Source organism: Paenibacillus sp. JJ1722 (assembly GCF_048282685.1).
Lineage (GTDB): Bacteria > Bacillota > Bacilli > Paenibacillales > Paenibacillaceae > Paenibacillus > Paenibacillus polymyxa_B.
Window position 1 is genome coordinate 3,499,955 of sequence record NZ_CP182500.1, and the last position, 23,860, is coordinate 3,523,814.

Annotated in this window: 20 protein-coding genes and 1 riboswitch; of the genes, 9 read left to right on the top strand and 11 right to left on the bottom strand. The window is 46.9% G+C overall.

Annotation, left to right across the window (positions count from 1 at the left end; translation table 11 throughout):
* Window positions 1-50 precede the first annotated feature (50 nt).
* Window positions 51-908 (top strand): hypothetical protein, encoded by an 858-nt coding sequence (locus ACM1ND_RS15545; protein ID WP_316243884.1) that lies wholly within the window; start codon window positions 51-53, stop codon window positions 906-908.
* A gap of 153 nt (window positions 909-1,061) precedes the next feature.
* Here the strand turns inward: ACM1ND_RS15545 and ACM1ND_RS15550 are convergent, their stop codons facing one another.
* Window positions 1,062-1,616 (bottom strand): DUF1003 domain-containing protein, encoded by a 555-nt coding sequence (locus ACM1ND_RS15550; protein WP_049828342.1) that lies wholly within the window; start codon window positions 1,614-1,616, stop codon window positions 1,062-1,064.
* Window positions 1,617-1,927: 311 nt separating this feature from the next.
* Window positions 1,928-2,100, bottom strand: a riboswitch (M-box (ykoK) riboswitch).
* Window positions 2,101-2,553: 453 nt separating this feature from the next.
* Window positions 2,554-3,972 (bottom strand): helix-turn-helix domain-containing protein, encoded by a 1,419-nt coding sequence (locus ACM1ND_RS15555; protein ID WP_068941642.1) that lies wholly within the window; start codon window positions 3,970-3,972, stop codon window positions 2,554-2,556.
* Window positions 3,973-4,317: 345 nt separating this feature from the next.
* Here ACM1ND_RS15555 and ACM1ND_RS15560 point away from each other — a divergent pair, with 345 nt between their 5' ends.
* The 8 genes from ACM1ND_RS15560 to hydF all read left to right on the top strand — a co-directional run bounded on the left by ACM1ND_RS15560 (window position 4,318) and on the right by hydF (window position 13,621).
* Window positions 4,318-4,743 (top strand): MaoC family dehydratase, encoded by a 426-nt coding sequence (locus ACM1ND_RS15560; protein ID WP_028540679.1) that lies wholly within the window; start codon window positions 4,318-4,320, stop codon window positions 4,741-4,743.
* A gap of 696 nt (window positions 4,744-5,439) precedes the next feature.
* Window positions 5,440-5,805 carry a hypothetical protein gene (locus ACM1ND_RS15565; protein ID WP_013310644.1) on the top strand — a complete coding sequence of 122 codons (366 nt, stop codon included), beginning with the start codon at window positions 5,440-5,442 and terminating at the stop codon, window positions 5,803-5,805.
* Between the two features lie 127 nt (window positions 5,806-5,932).
* Window positions 5,933-8,095 carry a formate dehydrogenase subunit alpha gene (fdhF, locus tag ACM1ND_RS15570; protein WP_418026281.1) on the top strand — a complete coding sequence of 721 codons (2,163 nt, stop codon included), beginning with the start codon at window positions 5,933-5,935 and terminating at the stop codon, window positions 8,093-8,095.
* On the top strand, window positions 8,092-8,742 hold the full coding sequence (locus ACM1ND_RS15575; RefSeq protein WP_418026282.1) for a 4Fe-4S dicluster domain-containing protein: 651 nt from the start codon (window positions 8,092-8,094) through the stop codon (window positions 8,740-8,742). The genes fdhF and ACM1ND_RS15575 overlap by 4 nt, the downstream gene beginning before the upstream one ends.
* Before the next feature lie 32 nt (window positions 8,743-8,774).
* Window positions 8,775-10,280, top strand: a complete 1,506-nt coding sequence (locus tag ACM1ND_RS15580; protein ID WP_226887758.1) for a [FeFe] hydrogenase, group A — start codon at window positions 8,775-8,777, stop codon at window positions 10,278-10,280.
* Between the two features lie 65 nt (window positions 10,281-10,345).
* A complete protein-coding gene (locus ACM1ND_RS15585) occupies window positions 10,346-10,936 on the top strand; it encodes a 4Fe-4S dicluster domain-containing protein (protein ID WP_028540676.1) in 591 nt (196 codons plus the stop codon).
* Window positions 10,933-12,381, top strand: a complete 1,449-nt coding sequence (locus ACM1ND_RS15590) for an aspartate ammonia-lyase (RefSeq protein WP_418026283.1) — start codon at window positions 10,933-10,935, stop codon at window positions 12,379-12,381. The genes ACM1ND_RS15585 and ACM1ND_RS15590 overlap by 4 nt, the downstream gene beginning before the upstream one ends.
* Entirely contained in the window at window positions 12,368-13,621 is a 1,254-nt protein-coding gene (gene hydF / locus ACM1ND_RS15595; protein WP_053325645.1) for a [FeFe] hydrogenase H-cluster maturation GTPase HydF, read from the top strand. The genes ACM1ND_RS15590 and hydF overlap by 14 nt, the downstream gene beginning before the upstream one ends.
* Window positions 13,622-13,768: 147 nt before the next feature.
* On the opposite strand, the gene hydG is transcribed toward hydF, so the two are convergent.
* The 9 genes from hydG to ACM1ND_RS15640 form a co-directional block, all read right to left on the bottom strand.
* Window positions 13,769-15,181, bottom strand: a complete 1,413-nt coding sequence (gene hydG / locus ACM1ND_RS15600; RefSeq protein ID WP_013310651.1) for a [FeFe] hydrogenase H-cluster radical SAM maturase HydG — start codon at window positions 15,179-15,181, stop codon at window positions 13,769-13,771.
* Between the two features lie 49 nt (window positions 15,182-15,230).
* The gene (hydE, locus tag ACM1ND_RS15605; RefSeq protein WP_226887778.1) at window positions 15,231-16,283 is read right to left on the bottom strand and encodes a [FeFe] hydrogenase H-cluster radical SAM maturase HydE; all 1,053 of its coding nucleotides are present in this window, start codon (window positions 16,281-16,283) and stop codon (window positions 15,231-15,233) included.
* Window positions 16,284-16,539: 256 nt separating this feature from the next.
* A complete protein-coding gene (locus ACM1ND_RS15610) occupies window positions 16,540-18,156 on the bottom strand; it encodes an alkaline phosphatase (RefSeq protein ID WP_028540673.1) in 1,617 nt (538 codons plus the stop codon).
* A 117-nt stretch (window positions 18,157-18,273) separates the two neighbouring features.
* Window positions 18,274-19,413 carry an amidohydrolase family protein gene (locus tag ACM1ND_RS15615; RefSeq protein ID WP_418026284.1) on the bottom strand — a complete coding sequence of 380 codons (1,140 nt, stop codon included), beginning with the start codon at window positions 19,411-19,413 and terminating at the stop codon, window positions 18,274-18,276.
* Window positions 19,403-20,473 (bottom strand): pyridoxal-phosphate-dependent aminotransferase family protein, encoded by a 1,071-nt coding sequence (locus ACM1ND_RS15620; RefSeq protein WP_028540671.1) that lies wholly within the window; start codon window positions 20,471-20,473, stop codon window positions 19,403-19,405. The genes ACM1ND_RS15615 and ACM1ND_RS15620 overlap by 11 nt, the downstream gene beginning before the upstream one ends.
* Window positions 20,460-21,242: an ABC transporter ATP-binding protein gene (locus ACM1ND_RS15625; RefSeq protein ID WP_418026285.1), complete on the bottom strand. Its 783-nt coding sequence runs from the start codon at window positions 21,240-21,242 to the stop codon at window positions 20,460-20,462. Before ACM1ND_RS15625 ends, ACM1ND_RS15620 begins: the two co-directional genes overlap by 14 nt.
* Window positions 21,239-22,012, bottom strand: coding sequence for an ABC transporter ATP-binding protein (locus ACM1ND_RS15630; RefSeq protein ID WP_048481509.1), 774 nt, complete (start codon window positions 22,010-22,012; stop codon window positions 21,239-21,241). The genes ACM1ND_RS15625 and ACM1ND_RS15630 overlap by 4 nt, the downstream gene beginning before the upstream one ends.
* Window positions 21,997-22,863 carry an ABC transporter permease gene (locus tag ACM1ND_RS15635; protein ID WP_023989108.1) on the bottom strand — a complete coding sequence of 289 codons (867 nt, stop codon included), beginning with the start codon at window positions 22,861-22,863 and terminating at the stop codon, window positions 21,997-21,999. The genes ACM1ND_RS15630 and ACM1ND_RS15635 overlap by 16 nt, the downstream gene beginning before the upstream one ends.
* The gene (locus ACM1ND_RS15640; protein ID WP_226887757.1) at window positions 22,860-23,858 is read right to left on the bottom strand and encodes an ABC transporter permease; all 999 of its coding nucleotides are present in this window, start codon (window positions 23,856-23,858) and stop codon (window positions 22,860-22,862) included. Before ACM1ND_RS15640 ends, ACM1ND_RS15635 begins: the two co-directional genes overlap by 4 nt.
* Between the last annotated feature and the right edge of the window lie 2 nt (window positions 23,859-23,860).

Sequence of the window (23,860 nt, forward strand, 5' to 3'; positions counted from 1 at the left end):
TTTCAATTTTGTATGATTACTGAGCAAATAAACAAAAAGGGGATTTATACATGAAAAGAAAGCTCAATTTAATTTTATGCTTCACTTTACTTATTACTATTTTCCTCCCATTGTCATCAGTGAGTGCCTATACGGGAGGTTATGCCAACGGAAAAAGTGTTGATGCAATGATACCTGACATATATTTTATAGGAAGACCCCATGCAAGCAAAGCAAGTACAACACTTATAACAGATAACAATGAAGAAACAAACTATTTACTTCCTAAAGATAAGATGGTTATGATTGATTTAGGTACAGATAGAACTATTGATTCTTACAAGCTTAAAAGTGATTCTAAAAATTTAAGAATTAGTTTCTACGACCGAGACACAGGTTATATAGGCATATTTGAAACCAACGTAGGAAATGGAGAACTGAAGAAGCTTCCAAATGAAAAAAAAGTAGAACGCGTTAGATTCGTCACTCTTTATTCACTTAGTGGTGAAGACATAAATATAAGCGAACTTGACTTTTTCAACAGTAAAGATACAGTACCAGCACCGGAACCTTCTCCAACACCAGATCCTAAACCGACACCTGAACCAACACCGACGCCAAATCCAACACCAAGTCCTGAGCCTAATCCGTCTGAACCTACTGAGCCGACCGAACCAGCACAACCAACTGGCGACCGAGCTATTCTGACTGTAACAATGGACAATGGATTTGATAAGGAATTCGATCTAAGTAAAAAAGAACTCAGTGCATTCATTGCTTGGTATGACGCTAAAGATGCTGGTAGAGGCCCTTCATTCTTTGCTATCGATAAACACAATAACAACAAAGGTCCATTCAGCAACCGTAAGGACTATGTAATATTCAATAAAATACTCACATTTGAAGTAAGCGAGTATTCAACAAAATAATAAACAACAAAGGACTTCATACTGGTTACATACCAGCGGAGTCCTTTTTCACATCTACTCTAAATTCAAATTGATTCGGAAGAAATAAGATTCGTTAATCGGAATCGATTCAGGTAAAAACTTCTCTACGGGGCCTCTATATAATCTAAAGTGTCATTTATGTTCTTCATTCGGTTGTTTTAGAACAAGTAAGAGTTTTTTAATCTCAATCAGTTCGCCTTCGATCCGATGAAGGTGGCTCTGCATATCGTCAATCTCTTGTTCGGCTTTGTAGTTGATCGCGAAGTCAATGATCGATTCATGCTTATCCCTTGCAGCTTGGCGGTTCTGACTCATCATAATGACCGGAGCCTGAAATGCTGCAATAAAGGACAAACACAAGTTCAACAAGATAAATGGAGGTTCATCGAAATGAAAGCGAGTAAACGGCAAGCTGTTCAAGAGTATCCAGAGGGTCAGAAAGATAGCGAAATAAGTAATAAATCTCCAGCTACCGCCGAATGATGCAATCCGATCTGCAAGACGATCTTGCCAGCTTGTCGTTCTTTGGTACGCTTCATCTAAATGAGAAAGAATGCTATTCTCGTAACTATCGACTAGCCGATCAATACGACGGGTATTTTCCTGATTCAATTCAATATCAAAGCCTTGAATATGAGCAGCACTTTTATTTTGCTGTTTTTTTTGAAAAAAATTCATTTTTGACATGTCAACTGCCTCCTTGTTTTAAGGCAGTCGGGCCCAATACTAACCCGTAGGGGAGGAATAGCAACCATACTCAATTATGGTATCTAGTTTTAACCCGACTGCCAATAGACTCCCTGGTTCTGGATCCGGTTCAGACGAACTTCGACTACTCATTGAATGGTTCAACCCCTCTCCCCTTAACATGTTGTGGGCTCCATATTTTACTGATCACACTGGAACCAAATCATTGCCAATACTACAACATTGAAATAAAAACGCCCCTCAGCTAACTGAAGGGCGTCGTTCTGCATGCAGGATAAAGCATACAAATATCCGATTCCCCCAAGTCGAGCTTTAGCACTATACGACGTAAAAGAACCAAAGTTCTTTAGCCACATTAAGAAGAGCCTTAATCCGGCAATTCCTGTTATACCCATTGGCATCTTTCGATGTTTCCGGGCAGTGGCTTATGTTCATATAGGAGCCTCACCTAACGAGGACATCAATATTTCCTTAGCAAGCATACTGCTGTCTAAATGTGCTGTCAAACCCAAATATATTTGCTATATTCCACATGTGTTTGTGCCTGGTGACAGCGACGCTGGCACTCCCCCTTATAACGCAAAAATAATAAGTCGTGGGGCCGCAGTTGCGGCAAACAGATGGTCTAAAACTTACATCATATCATCACCCAACGGTTTTACTACATATACTCTTACCTGGCTTAATGCAGCAGCAAATAGTTCTATATCCGACTTTAACACTTTATATGTATGGTTCAAGCTGATCACCTCAGATAGTTATTCTGCCGTGTGTGGTAATTCCTGCACTAAAGAAAGCTCTGCCGACCATCAGGTTAGCAGAGCTTTTTCTTTAAAATCCTCCAATGGTAACGTTAGGCTGAATACTATGGTGGTGGTTAAAGGCTTGGTCCGGCATAGTAACAATAAACAAAAAGCTAGCCGCGATGACTAAAAATACCATTTTTTTGAACATTGTTTTCCCACACCCTTTCAATAAAATTGAAATACTCAGCTTTAGTTTCAGGAACTGCATGGGCTTGAAAACGAACAAACAACCCCATACAGTTTATAAAGTAAGTTTCATTATTTATTATATGTGACTTTACCATTGCATTCATCAAATATTTAAAGCCATCAATGTACTTCCCTCGGTATAAATAATAAAAACCTAATTCGTAACCAAACCACGCGATATAATCCGGTATCACTTGTCGGGTATACATATCATCTGATGATGGTTGCTGTGAAAAAGTCGCAATTAGCGTTTCAAATCGTTTGAGTATATTGTCTACATCTATGCTAAACTGGTTTGCTGCGATTATAACATTCAGCAGTTTTGAAAGCTTTTCATTCTCGTTAGCGGCTGATGTTGTAGCAATATATTCAACATAATCGTTCAGCAGGCTTATTTCTCCTGACAACAGCTTATATACGTAAGTATTTCCTACCGCCCACTGACTGAACAGGTTTACCCAGTGTTTTGTATCCTCGTCATCCTCTTTAACCCAGTCTAAATCCGCATAGGCGTATGTATATTGTAGAGCTTGTTGATAATCGCCTTGGGCTTCACAAACACTAGCACACAACAAATCGGCGTAAGCAATGTATCCAAATAACGGATTTCTGGTTTCCTTTTCATGCTCCCTGTTCTTTCGATTCTTCTGCTGATGCTTTATGGAATATTGTACTTCAGCTTTCCCTCTCATTTGCCTTGCCATTTCCTCAACCTTGTCCCACTTACGCAAAGACCTGTACACATTAGCCAAATCCTTTAACGCATCAAGTTGTTCTAAATCATCTAGGCGCTCGACATAAGGCTCAAATAGTATAGCTGCCTTGTGGTTGCGGCTTTGGTCGTCACCAATCTGAATCGTGAATATACGATATTGACAGACTGCCAATCGTTCTGAATGTTGATATTTCTCCGCTTCAGCTACCCCCTCATAGAGCAGCAATGCAGCCGCATGTCTTCCCTGCGCCAACAATTCTTCTGCAATTTCAAATAGCTTGGGTGAATACAGTAGATTGTCCATGATGGCTCCCACCACTCGACGGATTGCATCCAACTTGTCCAACTCCGCACAGCGAAACAAAAATGGCTCGATTCGTCTCATATTCGGAGGATGGTCGATGATGTAGTTTTCTATGAACAAGACATAAAAGTGACCTTCCGGTAACCCCATAGCCTCGGTAATGCGATCTATCTGGTTAACAGACATAGATTTATTGCCTGACACTATGCTACTTACTATCCCCCTATTCATGCCCGCTATATGCCCAAACTCCATCATGCTCAAACCTTCTTGTTTTAGATATTGTTCCAATTCTGCTCTAATCGTGGGTGTAACTTTCATAGATAAACCACCCTCCATACAGAAGTACCAATATTTATATATTATTGCATTCTATTGTTGTCCATAATTTAACAGTTGTCAATAATTTTTATTTATTTGCATCGAATGTCGAAGTATATAAAATAAGCAGTTCCAAAGAGTCACTCTGCATTGAAGTCAAATAACCCTGCCACTGTTACCGGTGAGACTTATGTTAATGGAAATATAATCCTTCAAAAAGCAGACACTTACATTGATCTGACTGTACAAAAGTACGGAGGGTTACTTGCTGAGTGGGACTACAAATGATTGGTGATATTATGCTACTCTATAAATAAGCAAATAATTTAATCAAGAGGTGTAATAATGCGGTTTCATGAATTTTATATCGGACAAGTATTTAAAACCAAGTCTTTAAAATTAACTAAAGAGGATATTACCAGATTTGCAAGGGAGTTTGACCCGCAATATATGCATTTAGATGAAGAGAAAGCATTACAAGGTAGATTTAATGGAATTATCGCTTCAGGAATTCAAACATTAGCTGTTTCTTTTAAGCTTTGGGTTGAAACAGGCAGTTACGGTGATGAGGTTATTGCTGGAACTGCTATGAATAATATTAAATTTATTAAACCAGTATATCCAGGCGACGAATTGTACACCATTGTTGAAGTGATTGGAGTAAAAGAGATGAGGAATGGAACAGGACTCGTTACTGTATTGCTGTCGACTTTCAACAACAAAGAGGAGCAAGTTTTTGAAGGCGATTTATCCGTTCTGGTTAAACAGTAAAGTTTCATAAAAAATCAATTATTACAAGTTTGAAGAGGTCCATGCATTTTAGCACGAACCTCTTCTCTTTATTCTAACGTGGCTTGACTTGCGGCTTCATGTTCAGCCACACGTTGCAGTAATTCCTACTAAGTCTTCATTTGACGACCTTGACGTGCCCTTCTACAAACTGAATATCGCATAGATTCTACATCTTGAACCCGTACTTTTCCACCATTTTGGATAACATATCTATGCCTTCTGGAGTTCGACTAGCATTTCCGTCCAATGTAATAATAATAAATTGATATTGCAAATCATATAAATGAATAATTTACTATAAATCTCTGAGATTCGCACTGTGCTATTTTAGTATAGAGGGCTTTGAGAATGCCATTTACTAATCTCAGCCCATAGCTTGTCATTCAACTGCTTTTGTATTGGATCTGTACAAACAACACGATGGAACGAGAAGCATCATACAAACCATAGAGGTATAGCTGCTTCAAGAGTGGTCTAATCTATGTAAAATTTTGGTTCAGTGTAATGAATTTCACATCTTTCCGGGTCAACCTGTTCTACCATAGAAGAGTGATACGCCGTGCTGGGCAGACCAATTTGATCGGGACGGTTACGTCTTGTTCTAAACCAGCTACACAGGCTGTCTGGCATGCGCGGCAAGTACGCCTTTATTTTGATTCGAAGCGGAGTGTCCAGATGTTGAATACCGAATTGGAATACCGTGAGCGCATCAGGAAGTTGGCCGTGTGTATTGTCAAGCACTACCGGGGAAAAGGACCGGACAACGTCAAGGTTTCACTGGATTCGCCGCTCCGGATTACGGTAGAAATTCGAGGTACATTGTCTAATTTGTCCGAAATTCTCGTTCATGAAGGGGCTGAGGACAAGGTCAGGGAATATTGGGACGTCCTTCGTCCCTATCTAGAAAAGGAGTTTATGAACGAAGCCGAAAAAACACTCGGCAGTCCCTTCACTTATACTTGGGAGGTCTGCCCCTCCGTCCATGGAGACGGACACATTATCATTACTCTAGAACTACAACACATACACCGGTTGGATTAGCGGGAAGGAGCTTGTCTCCTCGCTCGCGGATAAGCCAGTACAGGATGCAGCGTAAAGCGGCATTTTTGTATTGGCTTTTTTTATGTTACGAGTTTCATCTATTTCATATAAAAGAGGTGCTGCACTTATGGCAGACAAGGTATTGACCGTATGTCCCTACTGCGGGAGCGGTTGTCAGCTTCATTTGCTGGTGGAAAAAGGACAGGTAATTGGCGCAGAGCCGGCTGGTGGTCGTACGAATGAAGGAACGCTGTGTCTGAAAGGACACTATGGATGGGATTTTTTGAATGACCCGCAAATTCTGACTGCACGCTTGCGCAAACCCATGATTCGCAAAAATGGAGTAATGGAGGAAGTGGAGTGGAAAGAAGCCATTCAATATACTGCCGAACGGCTGTCAGCAATTAAGGAAAAATACGGACCCGACTCTATCATGGGAACGGGCTCCGCACGCGGTCCGGGAAATGAAGCCAATTATGTCATGCAAAAGTTCATGCGGGCGGTCATTGGCACGAACAATATTGATCATTGCGCTCGTGTATGCCACGGCCCTTCTGTGGCAGGTTTGACTTACTCGCTCGGAGATGGAGCTATGTCCAACTCTATTCCTGAAATTGAACACTCTGATCTCATTTTCGTGTTTGGATATAATGCACCCGAAACACATCCGATCGTCGCAAGACGCATTGTAGCTGCCAAGCAAAGGGGCGCCAAAATTATTGTATGCGATCCGCGCATGACCGAAACAGCTCGTATTTCGAATATGTGGCTACCCTTAAAGGGCGGTTCGAACATGGCTTTGGTGAACGCTTTTGGTCATGTACTTGTGCATGAAGGACTGTACGACAAACGATATGTGGAAGCAAACACAGAAGGCTTTGCCGAATACGTAGACAGCATTAAAAAATATACTCCCGAATATGCGGAAGGCATTACGGGGGTCAAGGCGGGCGATATCCGGGCGGCTATGAGGGAATATGCAAAGGCCCCTACCGCTACAATTTTGTACGGAATGGGCGTATGTCAATTTTCACAGGCCGTTGATGTGGTAAAGGGGCTCGCTTCCCTTGCACTGTTGACTGGAAATTTGGGCAAGCCGAATGTGGGTATCGGACCAGTACGGGGACAAAACAATGTACAGGGTTCCTGCGACATGGGTGCTTTGCCGAATGTGTATCCTGGCTATCAGGATGTAACAGATAACACAGCTCGCAAAAAGTTTGAAAAAGCATGGGGTGTTGAGCTGCCACGTAAAAAAGGCTATCCACTTACGGAGGTACCACACCTCATTCTGAAGGAGAACAAGCTGAAAGCTTATTACATTTTTGGCGAGGACCCTGTACAAAGTGATCCGAACGCCGCCGAGTTGCGTGAAGCCCTAGACCAATTGGAATTTGTCGTGGTTCAGGATATTTTCATGAACAAAACAGCGCTGCACGCCGATGTCATCCTCCCTTCTACTGCCTGGGGTGAGCATGACGGCGTATATTCTTCGGCAGATCGGGGCTTTCAGCGCATCCGTAAGGCCGTTGAGCCACAGGGTGATGTAAAGCCAGACTGGGCTATTATTAGCGAGGTTGCTACCGCCATGGGCTATCCTATGTCCTATGCAAACACAGAAGAAATTTGGGATGAAATGCGCAGTCTCAGCCCATTATTCTCCGGTGCCAGCTACCAAAAAATGGAGCAGCAAGGCGGCGTGCAATGGCCCTGCCCTACTGAGGATCATCCAGGTACACCGTATTTATATAAAGGAAATCAATTTTCGACACCTAGTGGCAAAGGCAGATTATTCGCCTGCGAATGGCGTCCACCACAAGAACAACCGGATGCAAAATACCCGCTTGTCTTGTCCACAGTCCGTGAGGTAGGTCACTATTCCGTTCGTACCATGACTGGCAATTGCCGCGCGCTGCGCCAGTTGTCTGATGAGCCTGGCTTTATTCAGATTAGCCCAGAAGACGGAGCAGATCTGAATATTCTGGATGGCGAAATTGTTGCTATATCCTCTCGCCGGGGACGCATCATGGCACGGGCACAAATCAGTGACCGTGTGCAACAAGGTGCGACCTACATGACCTATCACTGGTGGGTTGGAGCATGCAACGAGCTGACCGCTGATTTTCTCGATCCGGTATCCAAAACCCCGGAATTAAAATACTGTGCCATCCGTCTGGAACGGATCGCCGACCAAGCGCAGGCCGAACGTGATGTACATGAATCGTACCAACGGATTCGCAGACAGATGAACGTCCAGGAAGCTGTTTTGGCTGATAAGGTGACGAGATGAGCGGCACAGGGAATATGATGCACCGTCTGACAGATAACCGGTCAACTTCGACGAGTAGAATGGGAGCAGCCAGTAGAACAAGCGCTGTTGCTTCTTCTTTTGTAGTCGCAGACGCCGGACAGTGCATCGGTTGCAAAGCCTGTGAACTGGCGTGCTTCGCCGTTCACAGTCAGGCTAACGGCATAGGAGCTTCGGTCGGAACCGTCAGCGTACCTGTTGTACCCAAGGTGTATGTTGTACGTACAGGGGAAATGTATGTGCCGGTTCAATGCCGGCATTGCGAAAATGCCCCCTGCGCACATGCTTGTCCGGTACAGGCCATTCGTCAGGAGGACGGCGTCGTCATGATTGATGAGGAACGATGTATCGGCTGTACCTCCTGTGTTTTGGCCTGCCCCTTCGGGGCAATTGAGGTGTCTCCGGTCTACCGGGCAGGACACGTTGTAACGCAGTCCGGCCTGACTCACCGTGCAAATCGAGTCGCCCTTCCCCGCACCGCAGCAAGCAAATGCGATCTGTGCGCGGAAACAGAGAACGGACAGCCTGCATGTGTAGAGGCCTGCCCGAATCATGTCCTACGGCTGGCCAAAGGTATATCCGACTCACCTCCAGAGCCTCGGCGGGAAGTCTTTTTCCCACGCCTATAAGGCCAAAATCAGCCGCAGAAAGGTAGAAAACCATGTCAACCACAATAGACAAGATCTCCTCGCCTCCTTGTATGAAGACGACTGATTGCACAGACCCTGTCATTCATATTGACCCTACGCTCTGCACAGGATGCAGACGTTGTGCTGGGGTTTGTCCAGTTGATGCCATAGAGGGATTGCCCGGAGAACCGCAAACCGTTAATGCAGACCGATGTGTTATTTGCGGTCAATGTGTACAAATATGCAGCGTATACGCATCTGACTGGGCAGGTTCATCTTCACAGGAAGGCGCCGCTAGACGGCTGGAACGTATCCAAGAACGCGATATGCCTGCCGACATCAGAGAGCCACTATTCGCTGCCTATTATAGCTACAACTTGAATAAGGTAGCCGATATGATGACCAAACCTGGACAGTTTCGGATCGTCCAATGTGCTCCAGCCATTCGTGTTTCACTCGCGGAGGAATTCGGAATGCCGTTCGGCACCTTGACGCCTGGGAAAATGGCTGCTGCTTTACGCCGCCTTGGCTTCGACCGGGTATACGACACCAACTTTGGAGCTGACGTGACCATCATGGAGGAAGGCACTGAATTGATTCGTCGCGTGACCGAAGGCGGTCCCTTACCCATGTTCACATCCTGCTGTCCAGCATGGGTCCGATTTGCAGAGATTGAATATCCCGATCTGCTAGACCATCTATCCAGCTGCAAATCTCCGATGCAAATGTTAGGAGCGCTAATCAAATCTTATGGCGCACAACTGGACGAGGTGGAACCTGCGAATATATACAGCGTTGCCATCATGCCCTGTACTTGTAAACAATTTGAATGCGATCGTCCCGAAATGGAATCTGACGGTTACCGTGATGTGGATGAGGTACTGACCACGCGTGAACTTGCATACTGGATCAAGCAGCGCGGAATTGATTTTGCGAACCTGCCTGATGAAGAATTCGATTCACCGTTAGGACAATATTCAGGTGCAGGCTCCATTTTTGGAGTCACTGGAGGAGTCATGGAAGCTGCCATCCGTACAGGTTACGAGCTGCTGACAAATGAAAAACTGCCGAAGCTCCAGCTCGATTTTGTACGTGGTGAGGAAGGCATTCGAGTAGCTGAGGTTCAGGTAGGCAAGCTGCAGCTCAAGGTAGCGGTCGTCGCCGGGCTACAACATGCCTATCAGCTACTGGATCGTGTCCAGGCGGGCGAATGTGATTATCATTTTATTGAGGTGATGGGCTGCCCTGCTGGATGTATCAGCGGAGGGGGACAACCCAAGCTCATGTTAGAAAAGCAACGAATTGAAGCTTATCGGGCACGTAAATCCTCCATCTATGGACATGATGCTGCACACCAGGTACGAAAATCGCATGAGAACCCTCACATCATCAAACTTTATGATGAATTTCTAGGTGAGCCGCTGGGTCATGTGTCGCATCATCTGCTGCACACCACCTTCCAACAACGGGGGACCGGCAAGCAAAGCCACAGCAACACTATTTCCACCAAAGGGGATGCGGATTACTCCATTCATTAATACATTAAGTTATTTTTATGCTGTATACATTATTTTTGTCGTTAGTTAGAGAGGAGTCGAATTGTATGAACCGTTTTGTTTTAGCTGATCCCGATCAATGTATCGGCTGTCGTACCTGTGAAATCGCATGTGTCATCGCACATTCAGCGGAGAACCCTTTTATCTCGCCGGATGATGAGTTTCATTTTCACCCTCGTCTGAAGGTTATCAAATCATTTGGGGTCACTGCACCCGTTCAGTGTCGTCACTGTGAGGATGCTCCATGCGCCAACGCTTGTCCGAACGGCTCTATTACGAACGCAGATGGCTGCATTCTCATTAATAGCGAAAGCTGCATTGGCTGTAAAACCTGCATGATCGCCTGCCCTTACGGCGCGATTAACATGGTACCCGAGTATCGAAACGGGCAGCCTGTCGTGCAGGATGGATTGTATACAAATATGTCAGGACGCTTGCAACCCAAAGAGCGCATGATTGCCAGCAAATGTGATTTATGCGAAGGCGTGGACGGCGGTCCGGCCTGTATTGGTAAATGTCCAACACAAGCCCTCAAACTGGTCGAGCCAGATCTGGTTCATGCCCGGGTTGAAGAAAAACGCGCTGCAAGTGCACGTCAGCTACTGCATATGACACGCATTCCGGCAACGGGTCTATGACCGAAGGTTTCCCTCTGCCTACAAATACGCGAACCGAGCGGGATGCGCTAGGAGAGATGGAAATTCCCGCAGATGCCTTTTACGGTATTCACACCGCACGCGCGATGAACAATTTTGCGGTCAGTGGCAGGACCGTGAACCCAAACCTGATCCACGCTCTTGTGTTGGTAAAAAAAGTAGCCGCTCAAGTGAATGGTGAGCAGAAACGGCTTCCTGCCCAACGGGCCTCCGCCATTGTAAATGCCTGCGACGAATTACTCGCCGGGAGGCACCAACATATGTTTACCGTGGATGCCATACAAGGCGGTGCAGGCACCAGTACCCATATGAATGTAAATGAGGTCATTGCTAATTTGGCCATCGTACAGCTAGGAGGCAGACCAGGGCAGTATGAGATTATACATCCTCTGGATGATGTGAACTGCTGCCAGTCTACGAATGATGTCTATCCCACAGCGCTACGAATTGCAGCAATACGGCTGCTTCGGCCTTTATGTAACACGATGTCTTCGTTACAAGATGCTTTACAGCATAAAGAAACAGAATATGCCGACCTGCTCAAGCTAGGCCGCACTCAGCTAATGGATGCCCTACCCATGATGGCCGGGCAAGGCTTTGGTGCCTACGCAAAGGCTATAGCGCGCGACCGCTGGCGTCTCTATAAAGCTGAAGAGCGGCTGCGGGAAATCCCTATTGGAGGCACGGCGATTGGCACAGGTATGAACGCGCCCCGCGCTTACAGCTATCGAATGGTCGAAAAGCTGGCGGATGAGACTGGTTTTGGACTGAGTCGCAGCGACCACCCGATGGACCCGATTCAAAATATGGATGTCTTTGTGGAGGTGTCCGGTCTACTCAAATCAGCCGCCGTGAATCTGTACAAAATATCTGGCGATTTTCGCCTACTGGCCTCTGGTCCTTTCGGTGGTATTGGCGAATACACGCTGCCTCCAGTTCAGGCCGGATCCTCTATTATGCCTGGCAAGGTCAATCCGGTAATAGCTGAAATGGCAGGACTAACAGCCATGCGTGTGATAGCCGAAGATGCGGCTATCACTATGGCCGCTGCCTCCGGTCAGTTGGAACTAAACGCATTCCTGCCGCTGATTACCGAATCGCTGCTGGAATCGCTACATATTCTGAACAGCGCGGTTCGACTATTCGAGGAAAGATGCGTACGCGGCCTGATCGTGCGTGAGGAACGCTGCACTACAAATCTGCGTAACTCAGCCGTGATGGCTTCTGCGCTGGTCGCGGAGCTTGGCTATGATGAAGCTGCCTCCATTGCATCTGCAGCCATTGTGCAAGGTCGCACACCAGAGGATATTGCAGAAGATCGCGGCCTACTGACCCGTTCGAGGATTGACCAATTATGCCATCCCTATACAGTAACCAAACCCGGAATTCCGGGGCAGGAAGAAGGAACTCACCATGGGAATGAATGATACCCCTCGTAGCAACCGACCACATATTGTCCTGCTCGGTCGCCGCAACGCAGGCAAATCCAGCATTCTGAACACCCTGACGGGTCAGCCCGTCGCTGTGGTATCTCCTGTAGGAGGAACGACCACGGACCCAGTTTTCAAACCGATGGAGCTGCTCCCAGCGGGTCCCATTGTTCTGGTGGATACCGCCGGACTGGACGATGAGGGTGAGGTCGGGGAGCTGCGCCGCAACAAAACGCTAGAAATACTTAATAGTACAGACTTGGCCTTGCTCGTTATCGACGCCACCGTTGGAGTCGGACCATTCGAGCATGAGCTACTCGAAAAGCTCCGCAACAAAAAGATTCCTGTTATTGGGGTATTGAATAAGGTAGATACCCTTACTGAATCAGATAAAACGGCTACAAAGCTGGCAACTGAATTGGATCTCACCCTAATTCCTTTCAGTGCATCTTTGCTCCGGGGAGACACGGAACTGAAAAAGGCTATCACGAATACTCTCCCCCAAAACGAGGATCGTTTCCGTATCGTCGGTGACCTGTTGTCACCCGGCGATGTTGTTGTGCTGGTCGTCCCAATCGACAAAGCTGCACCAAAAGGCCGATTGATCCTGCCACAGCAGCAAACAATCCGCGATACACTAGAGAGCGATGCCATCGCCGTAGTGACCAAAGAACATGAACTACGATTGACGCTGGAGAGATTGGGACGTAAGCCTCGCTTGGTCATTACCGATTCACAGGTTTTTATGAAAGTAGCGGCCGACACGCCCAAGGATGTGCCTCTCACCTCTTTTTCCATCCTGTTTGCCCGTCATAAAGGCGATCTGGACGAACTGGTACGAGGTGCAAGAGCCATTGATCGCCTCAAGGATGGAGACCGTGTACTCATTGCCGAAGCCTGCACTCACCAATGCCAATCTGACGATATTGGTCGAGTGAAAATTCCCCGCTGGCTCCGCCAAACGATAGGCAAACGTCTCATCATCGAGCATGCATCCGGCTCCAGCTTCCCTGATGATCTGAGCGAATATGCACTGGTTATTCATTGCGGTGCATGCATGCTCAATCGGCGTACGATGCTTCATCGAATGTCGGAAACGAAAGCTGCCGGAGTGCCGATTGTGAACTATGGTATTTTCATCGCTTATGTACAGGGGGTCTTTCCCCGTGCTATTGAATGCTTCCCATCTGCTATGCTGGCATGGGAGCAAGCTGTAGAAGCCGGCAGTTATTCCTAAAAGACCTCATCTCATCATTAATATTTTTTTCCAGACGCACAAAAGCAGTCGCGCTGATTCCAACGCGACTGCTTTTTATTTTCAAGTTCTATTATAAATCATGAGAATTTTCATAGTGTGAAATGATACTACGAATAATATAAATTGCTAAAAATACAAATCACGTTCGCCTGCTTCCAGTCGCTCCAGTCTGTCAAGCGTCAAACGGCGCGTCGATTCACGTGGTATACGCTCCAAATTCTCTCGCAGAGCGGCAGCTCCCAGTTCACGCGCCTCCTCATCCCCATAATCCAGCAGATATTCTTGGAAGGTTAGCAGCGAATTCGGCTGGCACACATTATGAATTTGTCCTGATTTGGCAAGCTCCATGAAACGATCTCCAGTTCGCCCCTCACGGTAGCAAGCTGTGCAGTAGCTCGGCATATATCCACCACGGCACAAACTTTTAATAATTTCCGATGGTGAGCGATGATCCCCTACCTCAAATTGAGGCTTATCATCAGTTTCCTGTTTTGCATATGCCCCTACGCCTGTAGCTGAACCTGCACTAATCTGCGACACGCCTAGACCAATGACGCGGTCCCTATATTCCGGCTCCTCGCGTGTGGACAGGATCATACCAGCATAAGGGACAGCCAGTCGAAGAACGGATACAATTTTCATAAAATCCTCATCGTTGACCAGGTACGGATATCGCTCCAGGTCTACATTTTCAGCCGGACGCAATCGTGGAACTGAAACCGTATGAGGGCCACACCCAAAGGCTTCTTCCAAGTGCTCGGCATGTTTCAGCATCGCTACGGTTTCATAACGGAAATCATACAGACCGTACAACACACCGATCCCCACATCATCTATACCCGCACGCATGGCTCTGTCCATTGCGGTGGTGTGCCAATCAAAGTCCCGCTTTGGTCCCTGTAAGTGAAATTTACGATAGCTTTCCCGATGATACGTTTCCTGAAATAAAATATACGTACCAATGCCTACCTCTGCCAGCTTCCGATAGTCCTCCTCGGTTGTGGATGCAATATTCACATTGATCCGTCGAATGCTGCCGTTATCTACCTTGACCTCATAGATCTGGCGCAGACAATCGACGATATAGTCAATGGGACAATGGACTGGGTCTTCCCCCGCTTCCAGCACGAGCCGCTTGTGTCCCAGTTCTTGAAGCACTCTAACCTCCTCCACCAATTCCTCCGGTGTCAGACGGCTACGAGTAAAGCTGTCATTGGTATGTTTATAACCACAATATTCGCAGTTATTCACGCAGTGGTTGCTTACATATAAAGGGGCGAACAGTACAATTCGGTTGCCATAAATTTGTTCTTTGACTGCCCTCGAAGATTTGAACATCTCTTCCAATAATTCAGGATCATCCACATGCAAAAGAGCCGCCGCTTCACTCGCACTCAGTCCCCGGCAGGCTCTCCCCTTTTCTAAAATTTCTAAAATACGGTGTCGATCTGTTGCCTCTTGTTTCCCCTGCTCCACTGCTGCCATAATCTCTGCTTCATTAATAAAATCCGCCGACACTTTCTCCCGTACTCCACTCACGTATACCCATCTCCTTATTTATGGTTACTGCAATGTTTCCGTTATGGCCTCACAAAGTTTCCTGTCTCATAAGCTGTCGTTGCACCCTCAAACTATCGCCACGCCCCATATCGACTTCAAATCCCGCTCCACGGATTCGCAGCTCCAAGCAATGTCGACATTGGGCAGACTCATCGCCCAAACATATTTTATTCTCATAAATCGCATACTTAGGTCTCACCGCTAGTGGCGACAAATTGGGCATCACCACATTTGCCCCTGCCTGAAGCGCCTTCTCCCTGCCTTGGGGATGAATCGTTCCCATTGCCGTGGACGCCGGAATAAGTGCATCTGGAACGACCAATCGGGATAACGAAATAATATCAAGTGCCTTTTCCATGCTCCCCTGACTGGCATCCCGAAGCGGCGTGTTGCTATGCGGTAAAAAGGGGCCAATCCCGATCATATCTGGTGATAGGCTGTGCAGATAGACCAAATCGTCTGCTAATTCACTATTCGTTTGTCCTGGTAATCCCACCATACATCCGGCCCCGATCTGAAAGCCGATTCGTTGCAAAGCCAGCAGACGGCTGCGCCTGCTTTCCATCGTCATCGTCGGATGCAGCTTGGCGTACAAACGGGGGGAAGCTGTCTCATGCCGCAGCAAAAAACGGTCCGCGCCCGCCTCGTATAATTGCTCATAAGTTTCATCATCCCGTTCACCGATGGACAGTGTAACCGCCACATCCGCAAAACGGCTTTTAATTTCGCGAATCAATTTCGTCAGCCGTGCCGCTGTAAACCAGTAATCTTCCCCACTTTGCAGCACAAAGGTCCGATAACCGAGTTCATACCCCTCCGCACAACAGGCCAGAATTTCTTCTGGCTGCAAACGGTAACGATCTGCCTGTTTATTCGAAGCGCGCAGCCCACAGTACATGCAGTCCTGACGACATATACTGGAGAATTCAATTAATCCCCGTAAAAAAACACCTTTGCCATAGCGCTCCAATTTAGTGCGAGCTGCCAGGTGGCGCAGTTGAGCCCGAAGCGTTGGCTCATCATCCAGACGTGTCAGCAGCTCCATCATTTCCATATGCGTCCATTCCTTGCCGTCAGCCAAACGCAGTAATAATTCGTCCGTGACTCATCCCTTCTTCCCTCGTCCATCCGGACTTCACATCATCAGCGGCTTGTACCGTACATGTATTATTCTAGCAATATCGGAGAGGATGTAACGTGATTAGTTTCACAAAAAATCCCATTTTATAAAAACCTCCTCCAACTTCTGCCCCAAAAAATACACATTTATATCAACACACAAAAAAGCTGTCTCTTCCTCTAATGGAAGAAACAGCCCTTGTCGATGGTTCTGCTTATTACTGAATCAAATCAATCGCCTGCTGGGGTACAAAATAATCAACGCCGTTAAATACAACTACACCGTTGAGCGTGGTATTTTTACCATTCAGCGTAGCGACATTTTTGTATACCGGAAGCTCCAGCTTGTTACTGCCTTTGGTCACCGTAATGACTTTCGTGTCCGCAGTAAACTTGGCTCCTTTAGCTTCAAAAGCGGCTTTTGCAGGAACAAAAAGTTGCTTGCTGACCGTACCCAAATCCAGTCCAAGTACACGTGTCATATATTTATTAACATCTGTATTGTCGATTACACCGGTTGGACGGTCTCCGTTCGGCGCATACGTGTACAGCACGACATCGCCTCCTGTATGTCCGCCTGTAGTCCAGCCAATATTCGCACGTTTGCTAATGATCGGTCCAACAGCATAGTTCATGCTGCCTTCTTTGGCATCCTTAATGGTTTTTACTTCTTCGTCTGTCAAATCGGTGATGCCAAAATATGTGGAAAGCACCTCTTTAATATTGCTGCGATCTGCATTCAGCTTGGCTTCCAAGCCCTCACCCGTCAGCTTCGCTTTTTTCAGCGGGTCTATAAAAGAAGCTAAAGGTGTTTTGTCATAATTGCTAGTTGTATCGCTGCTACCAATCGTCAATCCACCGTTTCCGTGGTCTGTCACTGCTACGACGACTGTATTTTGGTTTTGTTTGGCGTAATCCACAGCAACTTTCACTGCATCGTCAAACGAAAGCACGTCACTAATAATTCCGGTTGGATCATTTGCATGGGCGGCCCAATCCACCTTACTGCCTTCTACCATTAAGAAGAAGCCTTTATCGTTTTTGGACAACACATCAATGGCTTTCGATGTCATTTCTGCCAGACTAGGTTCCTTGGATGCATCGCGATCCAGGTTATACGCAAGGGCTTCAGGAGAAAAGCTGCCCCAGAGCTTGCTGGAGGTCGAATTTTTCAACCCTTCAGGTGTCGTGACAAAGTCATAACCCTGGTCTTTAATTTGGGCTACCAAATCTTGGCCATCTTTACGCCCTGCTGCCTCCAAAAACTTGCCGCCTCCACCTAACACTACATCAACCCCGTTGTAGGCTTGCTGCATGCTGAGTGCATCATAATTTTTACGATCAGGATAATGTGCGGTAAAATCAGCTGGTGTCGCATGCATAATCTCCGAAGTCGCAATAATTCCAGTCGATTTCCCTGCCAGCTTGGAAGCCTCAAGAATGGAAGCTACAGGCTTTTTGGCGTCACCCGCTGCAATGGGTTGTTGTCCGGGCATTGTCGCTTCATCAGGAAGGACACCTACATACCCAGTATGAGATTTATGTCCTGTGGCAAAAGCAGTACCCGCTGGAGCAGAATCGGCAATTGGAGCATCCGCAGAATGCGTACGCACCATGCCGCTTGCCATGCTGTCTAACGTTAAGGAAGATCCTTTGTACCATCTAGCCAGTGCAGTGGCGTCATTAGCCATACCGTCTGGAATCAAAATAATTACGTTTTTAATCGACGTGTCCTTTTCGACTGCCATCGCCGTCCCACCGCTTACTGCTAGCATCATAGTCGCTACGAGTGCTGCCACCGATTTTTTCGTATGTATCCCCCAACATTTTAGCATTCAATTTCCTCCCAGACACTTTATTGTACAATCAGAACTAAGTCTAATCATACTTTGTCAGGAGAATGTTAAGGGGATTGTCTAACTATATTAAAGATGCTCTCTGGAGTATTGGTCTCACTCAAATTGTCCCTGAATTACCGATACGATACTTTCACGGAGTGCTTTGGCGTTTTGTGACTTATACGGATCAGCATTAAAAAGGATTGTATCTGCTGTGTAGTTTTCTTTTATACGTCCCAATCTGTCCCCATATCCCAAAATTTCAGCGGCGAACTCCGTGGCAGCCTGCCAAGCCTCTTTTCGAGTTAATCCACAGTCTATGAGTGTGTCTAATTCCTCAAGGTTACGTCCATGTAACGAAGGTGTGGCAAAATCTGTACCGAACGCAATTCGTACGCCTGCTCTTTTGGCATAGCTAACGGCTTTAGGGTGGGCTTCGGCGGCGCGGGCGGCGCGGTCACAAATTTCCCTGTCGAGTAAAAGAACTCCAGACGGGTCTGCAGCAATACGATAGATGGAAGCAGTAGGCACAAAGGCTGTCCTGGATTGCGCAAGCCGGTTGGCTTGATCCTCGGTCAAATACATTCCATGCTCTATAGATTCCACTCCAGCGTCAATAGACCAATCCACAGTAGGTCCGCCCCAGGTATGAACCATGACTTTTATGTTGCGTGCATGAGCGCTATGCACAATTAAAGAGAATTCTTCCTCAGAAAAAATCGGGTCCAGCACTGTATCTGGCGACGAGCCTAGTCCCCCCGTTGCAAGAATTTTAATCCAGCTTGCCCCGGAATCAATAATTCCTGTTACCCGCCGTTCCAAATGCTTAAAACCTCGTGCGTCTCCGGCTCCAAGCATATCACCACTGGTATAAACTCTTAAAGGCTGGCTATAATGCTGACCTATATGCTTCACCGTACTTGGCAAAAGCCCACCTGCATCACGCACTGAAGTCACTCCAGCCTGGAAAGTAGCCTTAAAGGCTTGCGCCTGCATCACTTCGATCTCCAATTCATCGCGCTTCTCCTGATCAGTATGATTAAAATCAGTCCATGCCAAATGCGTATGAAGATCAATTACGCTGGGGCTAATCCATAAGTCGCCATCTGGATCATTTTGTTGAGTATGCGAGGATAAGGACTCTGCAATGGACGAAAAACGACCATTGGTGATTGTTATATCAAATCGTTTCCCATCAATCCCCGCCACAAATATATTTTTATAGGTTAACTCTTTTTGAATTTTATTTTCCATCTTCATTCCCCCAAATTAACCTTTGGGCGGCAAGCGCATGATAAGGGTCTTGATGTACAAGCTCAGCAAGCGTTTGGATAGCTTCTTCAACGCTTTGTTGATTTGCCTTCGCCCCAAAATGGTTAATACGTAAGAGTTTATTATGCAATTCTCCATCTCCGGGTGCGACAATGCCTATGGGCTGTTCGATATTGAAATTACCGCCTTGAGGAATCCGAACCGTTGTAGTCAACGTTGAGTAGCTATCTTTATTCCGCTGCCACGGTTCAAGGCCCAAGGCTTTAATGCCAGCAATTGCAGCAGATGTAGTTAAGCGATGGCGGCGGTTGACTGCTTCCAGACCTTCTTCTTCAATAAGCTTTAATGACTCTATAAGCGCACGGGCTTCCAAAACAGGGATGTTGGCAGGAACTCGCACGGGCGTCACATGATTAGGGGAACGCTTTAAGTCAAGCAAAGACAGTATGGAATTGCGCGGCGCATTTTTGTTGGAGGCCAGAAACTCCCAGCCACGGGGAGAAATCCCCACAGCGCTGATCCCGTTAGGCCCGGATAGTGCTTTTTGCGCCCCTACAGCTACAAAATCAATTCCCCACTCGTCCATGAGCACCGGTTCGCCCCCGATTGCAGAAACTGAATCTATCACGGTTATAATGTTTGATCTACGCGCAAGCTCCATGATTTCCCTTGTTGGATTAGAGCCTCCTGTGACCACTTCCGCCTGCACAAAAGAAAGCGCACATGGGTTATATCGCTCAATCGCTGCGGCGACTTCATCTACAGTTACCACATCATCAAAAGATGTTTTGAGTTCGATGACTTCTGCTCCGCCACGCGCAAGCCAGTTACCAAAAATCGTTCCATATGGACCTGTCACAATGTTTAGAATTTTACGGTCGGGCGCAGATATGCCTGCTGCTATGGCTTCAATTCCCAGGATCGCCTCGCCCGGTATGATTACCGGGGATTCTTGGGTGGACAGGAGTTTGGAGAGCAAGTTAGTTAGCGTATCAAACTCCGATATTGTAAGAGGTACAAATCCTTTATTATTTTGACTCATAAATACCTCCTGCAGAATGGGATATTGGCATTTTAGGAACAGCGGACAAAAGCTCACGGCTATAAGGCGTTTCAGGACGAGAAAAGAATTTCTCCTTGGGGTTGATCTCAACCAGCTTCCCCTGCCGCATTACAGCAACAATATCGCTTATGGCATTTATAACTCCCAAGTCATGAGAGATAAAAAGCATCGTAAGATTAAGCTCCGATTTGAGTGTGCTCAACAGTTCAAGCATACTCCGTTGTACCGAAACATCCAGTGCGCTCGTTGGTTCATCTGCGATAAGTATGCTTGGCTCAACGCTTAATGCGCGGGCAATTGCTATTCGCTGACGCTGACCGCCGGAAAATTCGTGAGGGAATCTGCCAAGGGCGCTTTCATCGATGTGAACACGTGTAAGCAGTTCCCTACATTTCTTGTCCACTTGAGCTCGGTCAACAATCTTGTGAAAAAGTAAGGCTTCGGCAAGGATTTGCCTGATCGTATGCTTTGGATTTAGCGAGGAATCCGGGTTTTGAAAAACCATTTGTATTCTTTTATGCTGCTCCCGGCTCCGTCGCTTGCCCAGAACCTGAGAACCCAGCATGATCCGGCCCTCATCCGGGGCGATCAGCCCGGCTATTACCCGCGCGAGGGTAGACTTTCCTGAACCCGATTCTCCTACAAGACCAAGCGTGGTACGCTCCTGCAGCTCCAGGCTTATTTGATCAAGCGCGGTGAACTTACCATAAGCAACCGTTATATTTTCTATCTGCAAGGCTGTTTTCATAAATCCGCGCTCCTTTCAAGATCCGGGAGAGGAAGCACTGAGCTTATCAGCAACTGTGTATACGGATTTTGCGGGTTTTGTAAAAGGGGCAAAGTGTCTCCCCGCTCTATGATTCTTCCCTCTTTCATAACGCAAAGCTTTGAGCACATCGAAGCAGCTACAGCAAGATTGTGCGTAACAAACACCATGGCAAAACCCAACTCCTTTTGAAGACGTGAAATAACGTCAAGTATTTGCCGTTGAACCGTTACGTCAAGCGCAGTTGTTGGCTCATCACAAAGAAGGATGCCCGGCTTGCACGCCAAAGCCATCGCAATAACAATACGTTGACACTGGCCGCCTGAAAGCTGGCGGGGGTAACGGTCAGTATGCTTTAAGGAATCGGGAAGACCGAGCATTTCAAGCAGTTCCAAAGCTATTGTGCGCGCGACCTTCCGACTCACCTTCTGCCTGTAGTACACAACCTCGGCAAGCTGCCGGGCCACCGGGCAGAGAGGGTCAAGTGCCCTTATCGGGTCTTGAAAAATCATTGCGCATCTGCCATTGCTCCTAATATGCCCGCCAACTTGTTCAATACCGGAGGGAAGCAACCCTATGATGGAGCGAAGCGTGAGCGATTTTCCAGATCCGGATTCCCCCACAAGTCCTATACTTTCGCCCGCTTCAACTTTGAGACTCACATTGGTGACCAATTTATGATTCGATTGCGTCGCGAGCGACAAATTTTCCACTTCTAAAATTGGATTCATAGCATTCATTTTCTTCTCCATATATCTGCTAGCCCATCGCCCACAAGGGATAAGGCTATCCCTGTATATACTACCGCAAAGCCCGGGATTGCTGAAAGCCACCACTTAGTAGATATAAAGGGCTGCCCATCAGAAATCATAGTTCCCCAATCCGGAGTTGGCGGCGCAATGCCGATACCTAGATAGCCTAGCGTAACAATGGCTACAAGCAGAACAGCCATGTCCGTCATAAGCACTACCACTGCTTGCGGTAACACATTCGGCAGAAGATGGCGCAGTATGATTTTAATATCCGGGATTCCCAGAGTTTTTGCAGCGGCTATCCATTCCTGCTTGCGAAACGATGCGCTAAGACCCTTGACCACGCGCGCGTATACAATCCAGCCAACCAGGACAAATGTAATGTATATCCCCTGTTCACCCGTACCGCTTGCAAACGCCACTATAATTACAATCAAATAAAAAGGGAACGCAATAAACGTATCGGTCAAAAGCGTGATAACCGTGTCTACCCATTTACCATAATACCCGGCAAGCATTCCCAGAAACACCCCCATACAAAAAGGGATGATCTCCGCCAGCACCATAATCTTCAAATCAGTCCGTGCGGCATAGATCAGCCGTGTAAACAAATCACGCCCCAGTTGATCGGTTCCCAGCCAGTGTTCGAAGGACGGGGGTTGTAAAGTTGCCGAAATATTTTGATCAGAAGGCTGGTAGGGGCTAATAACCGGTGCGAACACTGCAATACCTATGAGTAACGCAAACATAATACTGCCCCATAAAAGAGATGGAGTATTTAGTATTTTTCCCCAAGAGCGGTTGCTATGACCCGCCTTCTGAATCTGAAGATCTAATTGCGTGCGTTTCATTGTTCTCCTTTCGTCCTGGGATCAAGATACCCAGAAGCAACCTCAATCACGAAGCCGATGATGACCACAGATATCGCACAATAAAGAGCAATCCCCTGTATAACAGGAAAATCCCGGTTTGAAATGGCTGAAAATAACAGGCTTCCGATACCCTTGAGGCCAAAAACCTGTTCAATTACCAACGTGCCGCCCATCAGGTAGGCAATGTTTACGCCAAGCAGCATAAGAGCGGGAAGAGCGGAATTGCGCAGGACATGCTTTACCAATATAACCCGGCCGGGGATTCCCGCTGCCTTCAAGGTTACAACAAAATCAGATTCCAGCACTTCCAGCATCTGCGCTCTTAAAGAACGAACAAGCGAGGGAATTTGCGACAATCCGACAGTGATCGCAGGAAGGGCGAGACTGTACAAGATTCCAAGCCAGCCCTCGCCGACTCCCCCAACGGGGAACCAGCGAAGCCGAACGCTAAATACCAGAATCAGTAGTAGTCCAACCCAAAAAATCGGCATACCGAGCGTTACAGCAGGCAAGATGCGTATAATGTGGTCAAGCAGTCCGTCTTTATGTGTTGCCGCAAGGGTGGCCAGCACCAGCGAAACAATGATGGAAAAAAGACAGGTCATTGCAATGAGCAGCAGCGTCACAGGGGCCCGCTCTGCAATCAACTCTCTTGAAGAAGTCTCAAAAACAATCGAAACGCCGGTATCACCGTGTGTAAAGAAATTGTGCACAAAGCCTATAAACTGCTCCCAAAGAGAACGATCCAGCCCCAACCTATGGCGCATACTCTCAATAGCCTCAGCTGTGGCGTATTCCCCCAGAATCATTTTGGCGGGGTCTCCCGGCACCAGCCTTATGATGAAGAAGACTGCCACCACCACACAGATGACTACTGATGCCGCTCTTATCATAGCGCGCACAAGCCATTTGTGTGGGGAAGTTAGATTTGCAGACAATCCGGCAGACTTTTTAAATAAATTGTGGGCCGTCAAGG

Excerpts from the sequence above, each read along its gene's own strand:
- ACM1ND_RS15545 (WP_316243884.1), top strand. The coding sequence starts at position 51 with ATGAAAAGAAAGCTCAATTTAATTTTATGCTTCACTTTACTTATTACT.
- ACM1ND_RS15550 (WP_049828342.1), bottom strand. The coding sequence starts at position 1,616 with ATGTCAAAAATGAATTTTTTTCAAAAAAAACAGCAAAATAAAAGTGCT.
- ACM1ND_RS15555 (WP_068941642.1), bottom strand. The coding sequence starts at position 3,972 with ATGAAAGTTACACCCACGATTAGAGCAGAATTGGAACAATATCTAAAA.
- ACM1ND_RS15560 (WP_028540679.1), top strand. The coding sequence starts at position 4,318 with ATGCGGTTTCATGAATTTTATATCGGACAAGTATTTAAAACCAAGTCT.
- ACM1ND_RS15565 (WP_013310644.1), top strand. The coding sequence starts at position 5,440 with ATGTTGAATACCGAATTGGAATACCGTGAGCGCATCAGGAAGTTGGCC.
- fdhF (WP_418026281.1), top strand. The coding sequence starts at position 5,933 with ATGGCAGACAAGGTATTGACCGTATGTCCCTACTGCGGGAGCGGTTGT.
- ACM1ND_RS15575 (WP_418026282.1), top strand. The coding sequence starts at position 8,092 with ATGAGCGGCACAGGGAATATGATGCACCGTCTGACAGATAACCGGTCA.
- ACM1ND_RS15580 (WP_226887758.1), top strand. The coding sequence starts at position 8,775 with ATGTCAACCACAATAGACAAGATCTCCTCGCCTCCTTGTATGAAGACG.
- ACM1ND_RS15585 (WP_028540676.1), top strand. The coding sequence starts at position 10,346 with ATGAACCGTTTTGTTTTAGCTGATCCCGATCAATGTATCGGCTGTCGT.
- ACM1ND_RS15590 (WP_418026283.1), top strand. The coding sequence starts at position 10,933 with ATGACCGAAGGTTTCCCTCTGCCTACAAATACGCGAACCGAGCGGGAT.
- hydF (WP_053325645.1), top strand. The coding sequence starts at position 12,368 with ATGGGAATGAATGATACCCCTCGTAGCAACCGACCACATATTGTCCTG.
- ACM1ND_RS15610 (WP_028540673.1), bottom strand. The coding sequence starts at position 18,156 with ATGCTAAAATGTTGGGGGATACATACGAAAAAATCGGTGGCAGCACTC.
- ACM1ND_RS15615 (WP_418026284.1), bottom strand. The coding sequence starts at position 19,413 with ATGGAAAATAAAATTCAAAAAGAGTTAACCTATAAAAATATATTTGTG.
- ACM1ND_RS15620 (WP_028540671.1), bottom strand. The coding sequence starts at position 20,473 with ATGAGTCAAAATAATAAAGGATTTGTACCTCTTACAATATCGGAGTTT.
- ACM1ND_RS15625 (WP_418026285.1), bottom strand. The coding sequence starts at position 21,242 with ATGAAAACAGCCTTGCAGATAGAAAATATAACGGTTGCTTATGGTAAG.
- ACM1ND_RS15630 (WP_048481509.1), bottom strand. The coding sequence starts at position 22,012 with ATGGAGAAGAAAATGAATGCTATGAATCCAATTTTAGAAGTGGAAAAT.
- ACM1ND_RS15635 (WP_023989108.1), bottom strand. The coding sequence starts at position 22,863 with ATGAAACGCACGCAATTAGATCTTCAGATTCAGAAGGCGGGTCATAGC.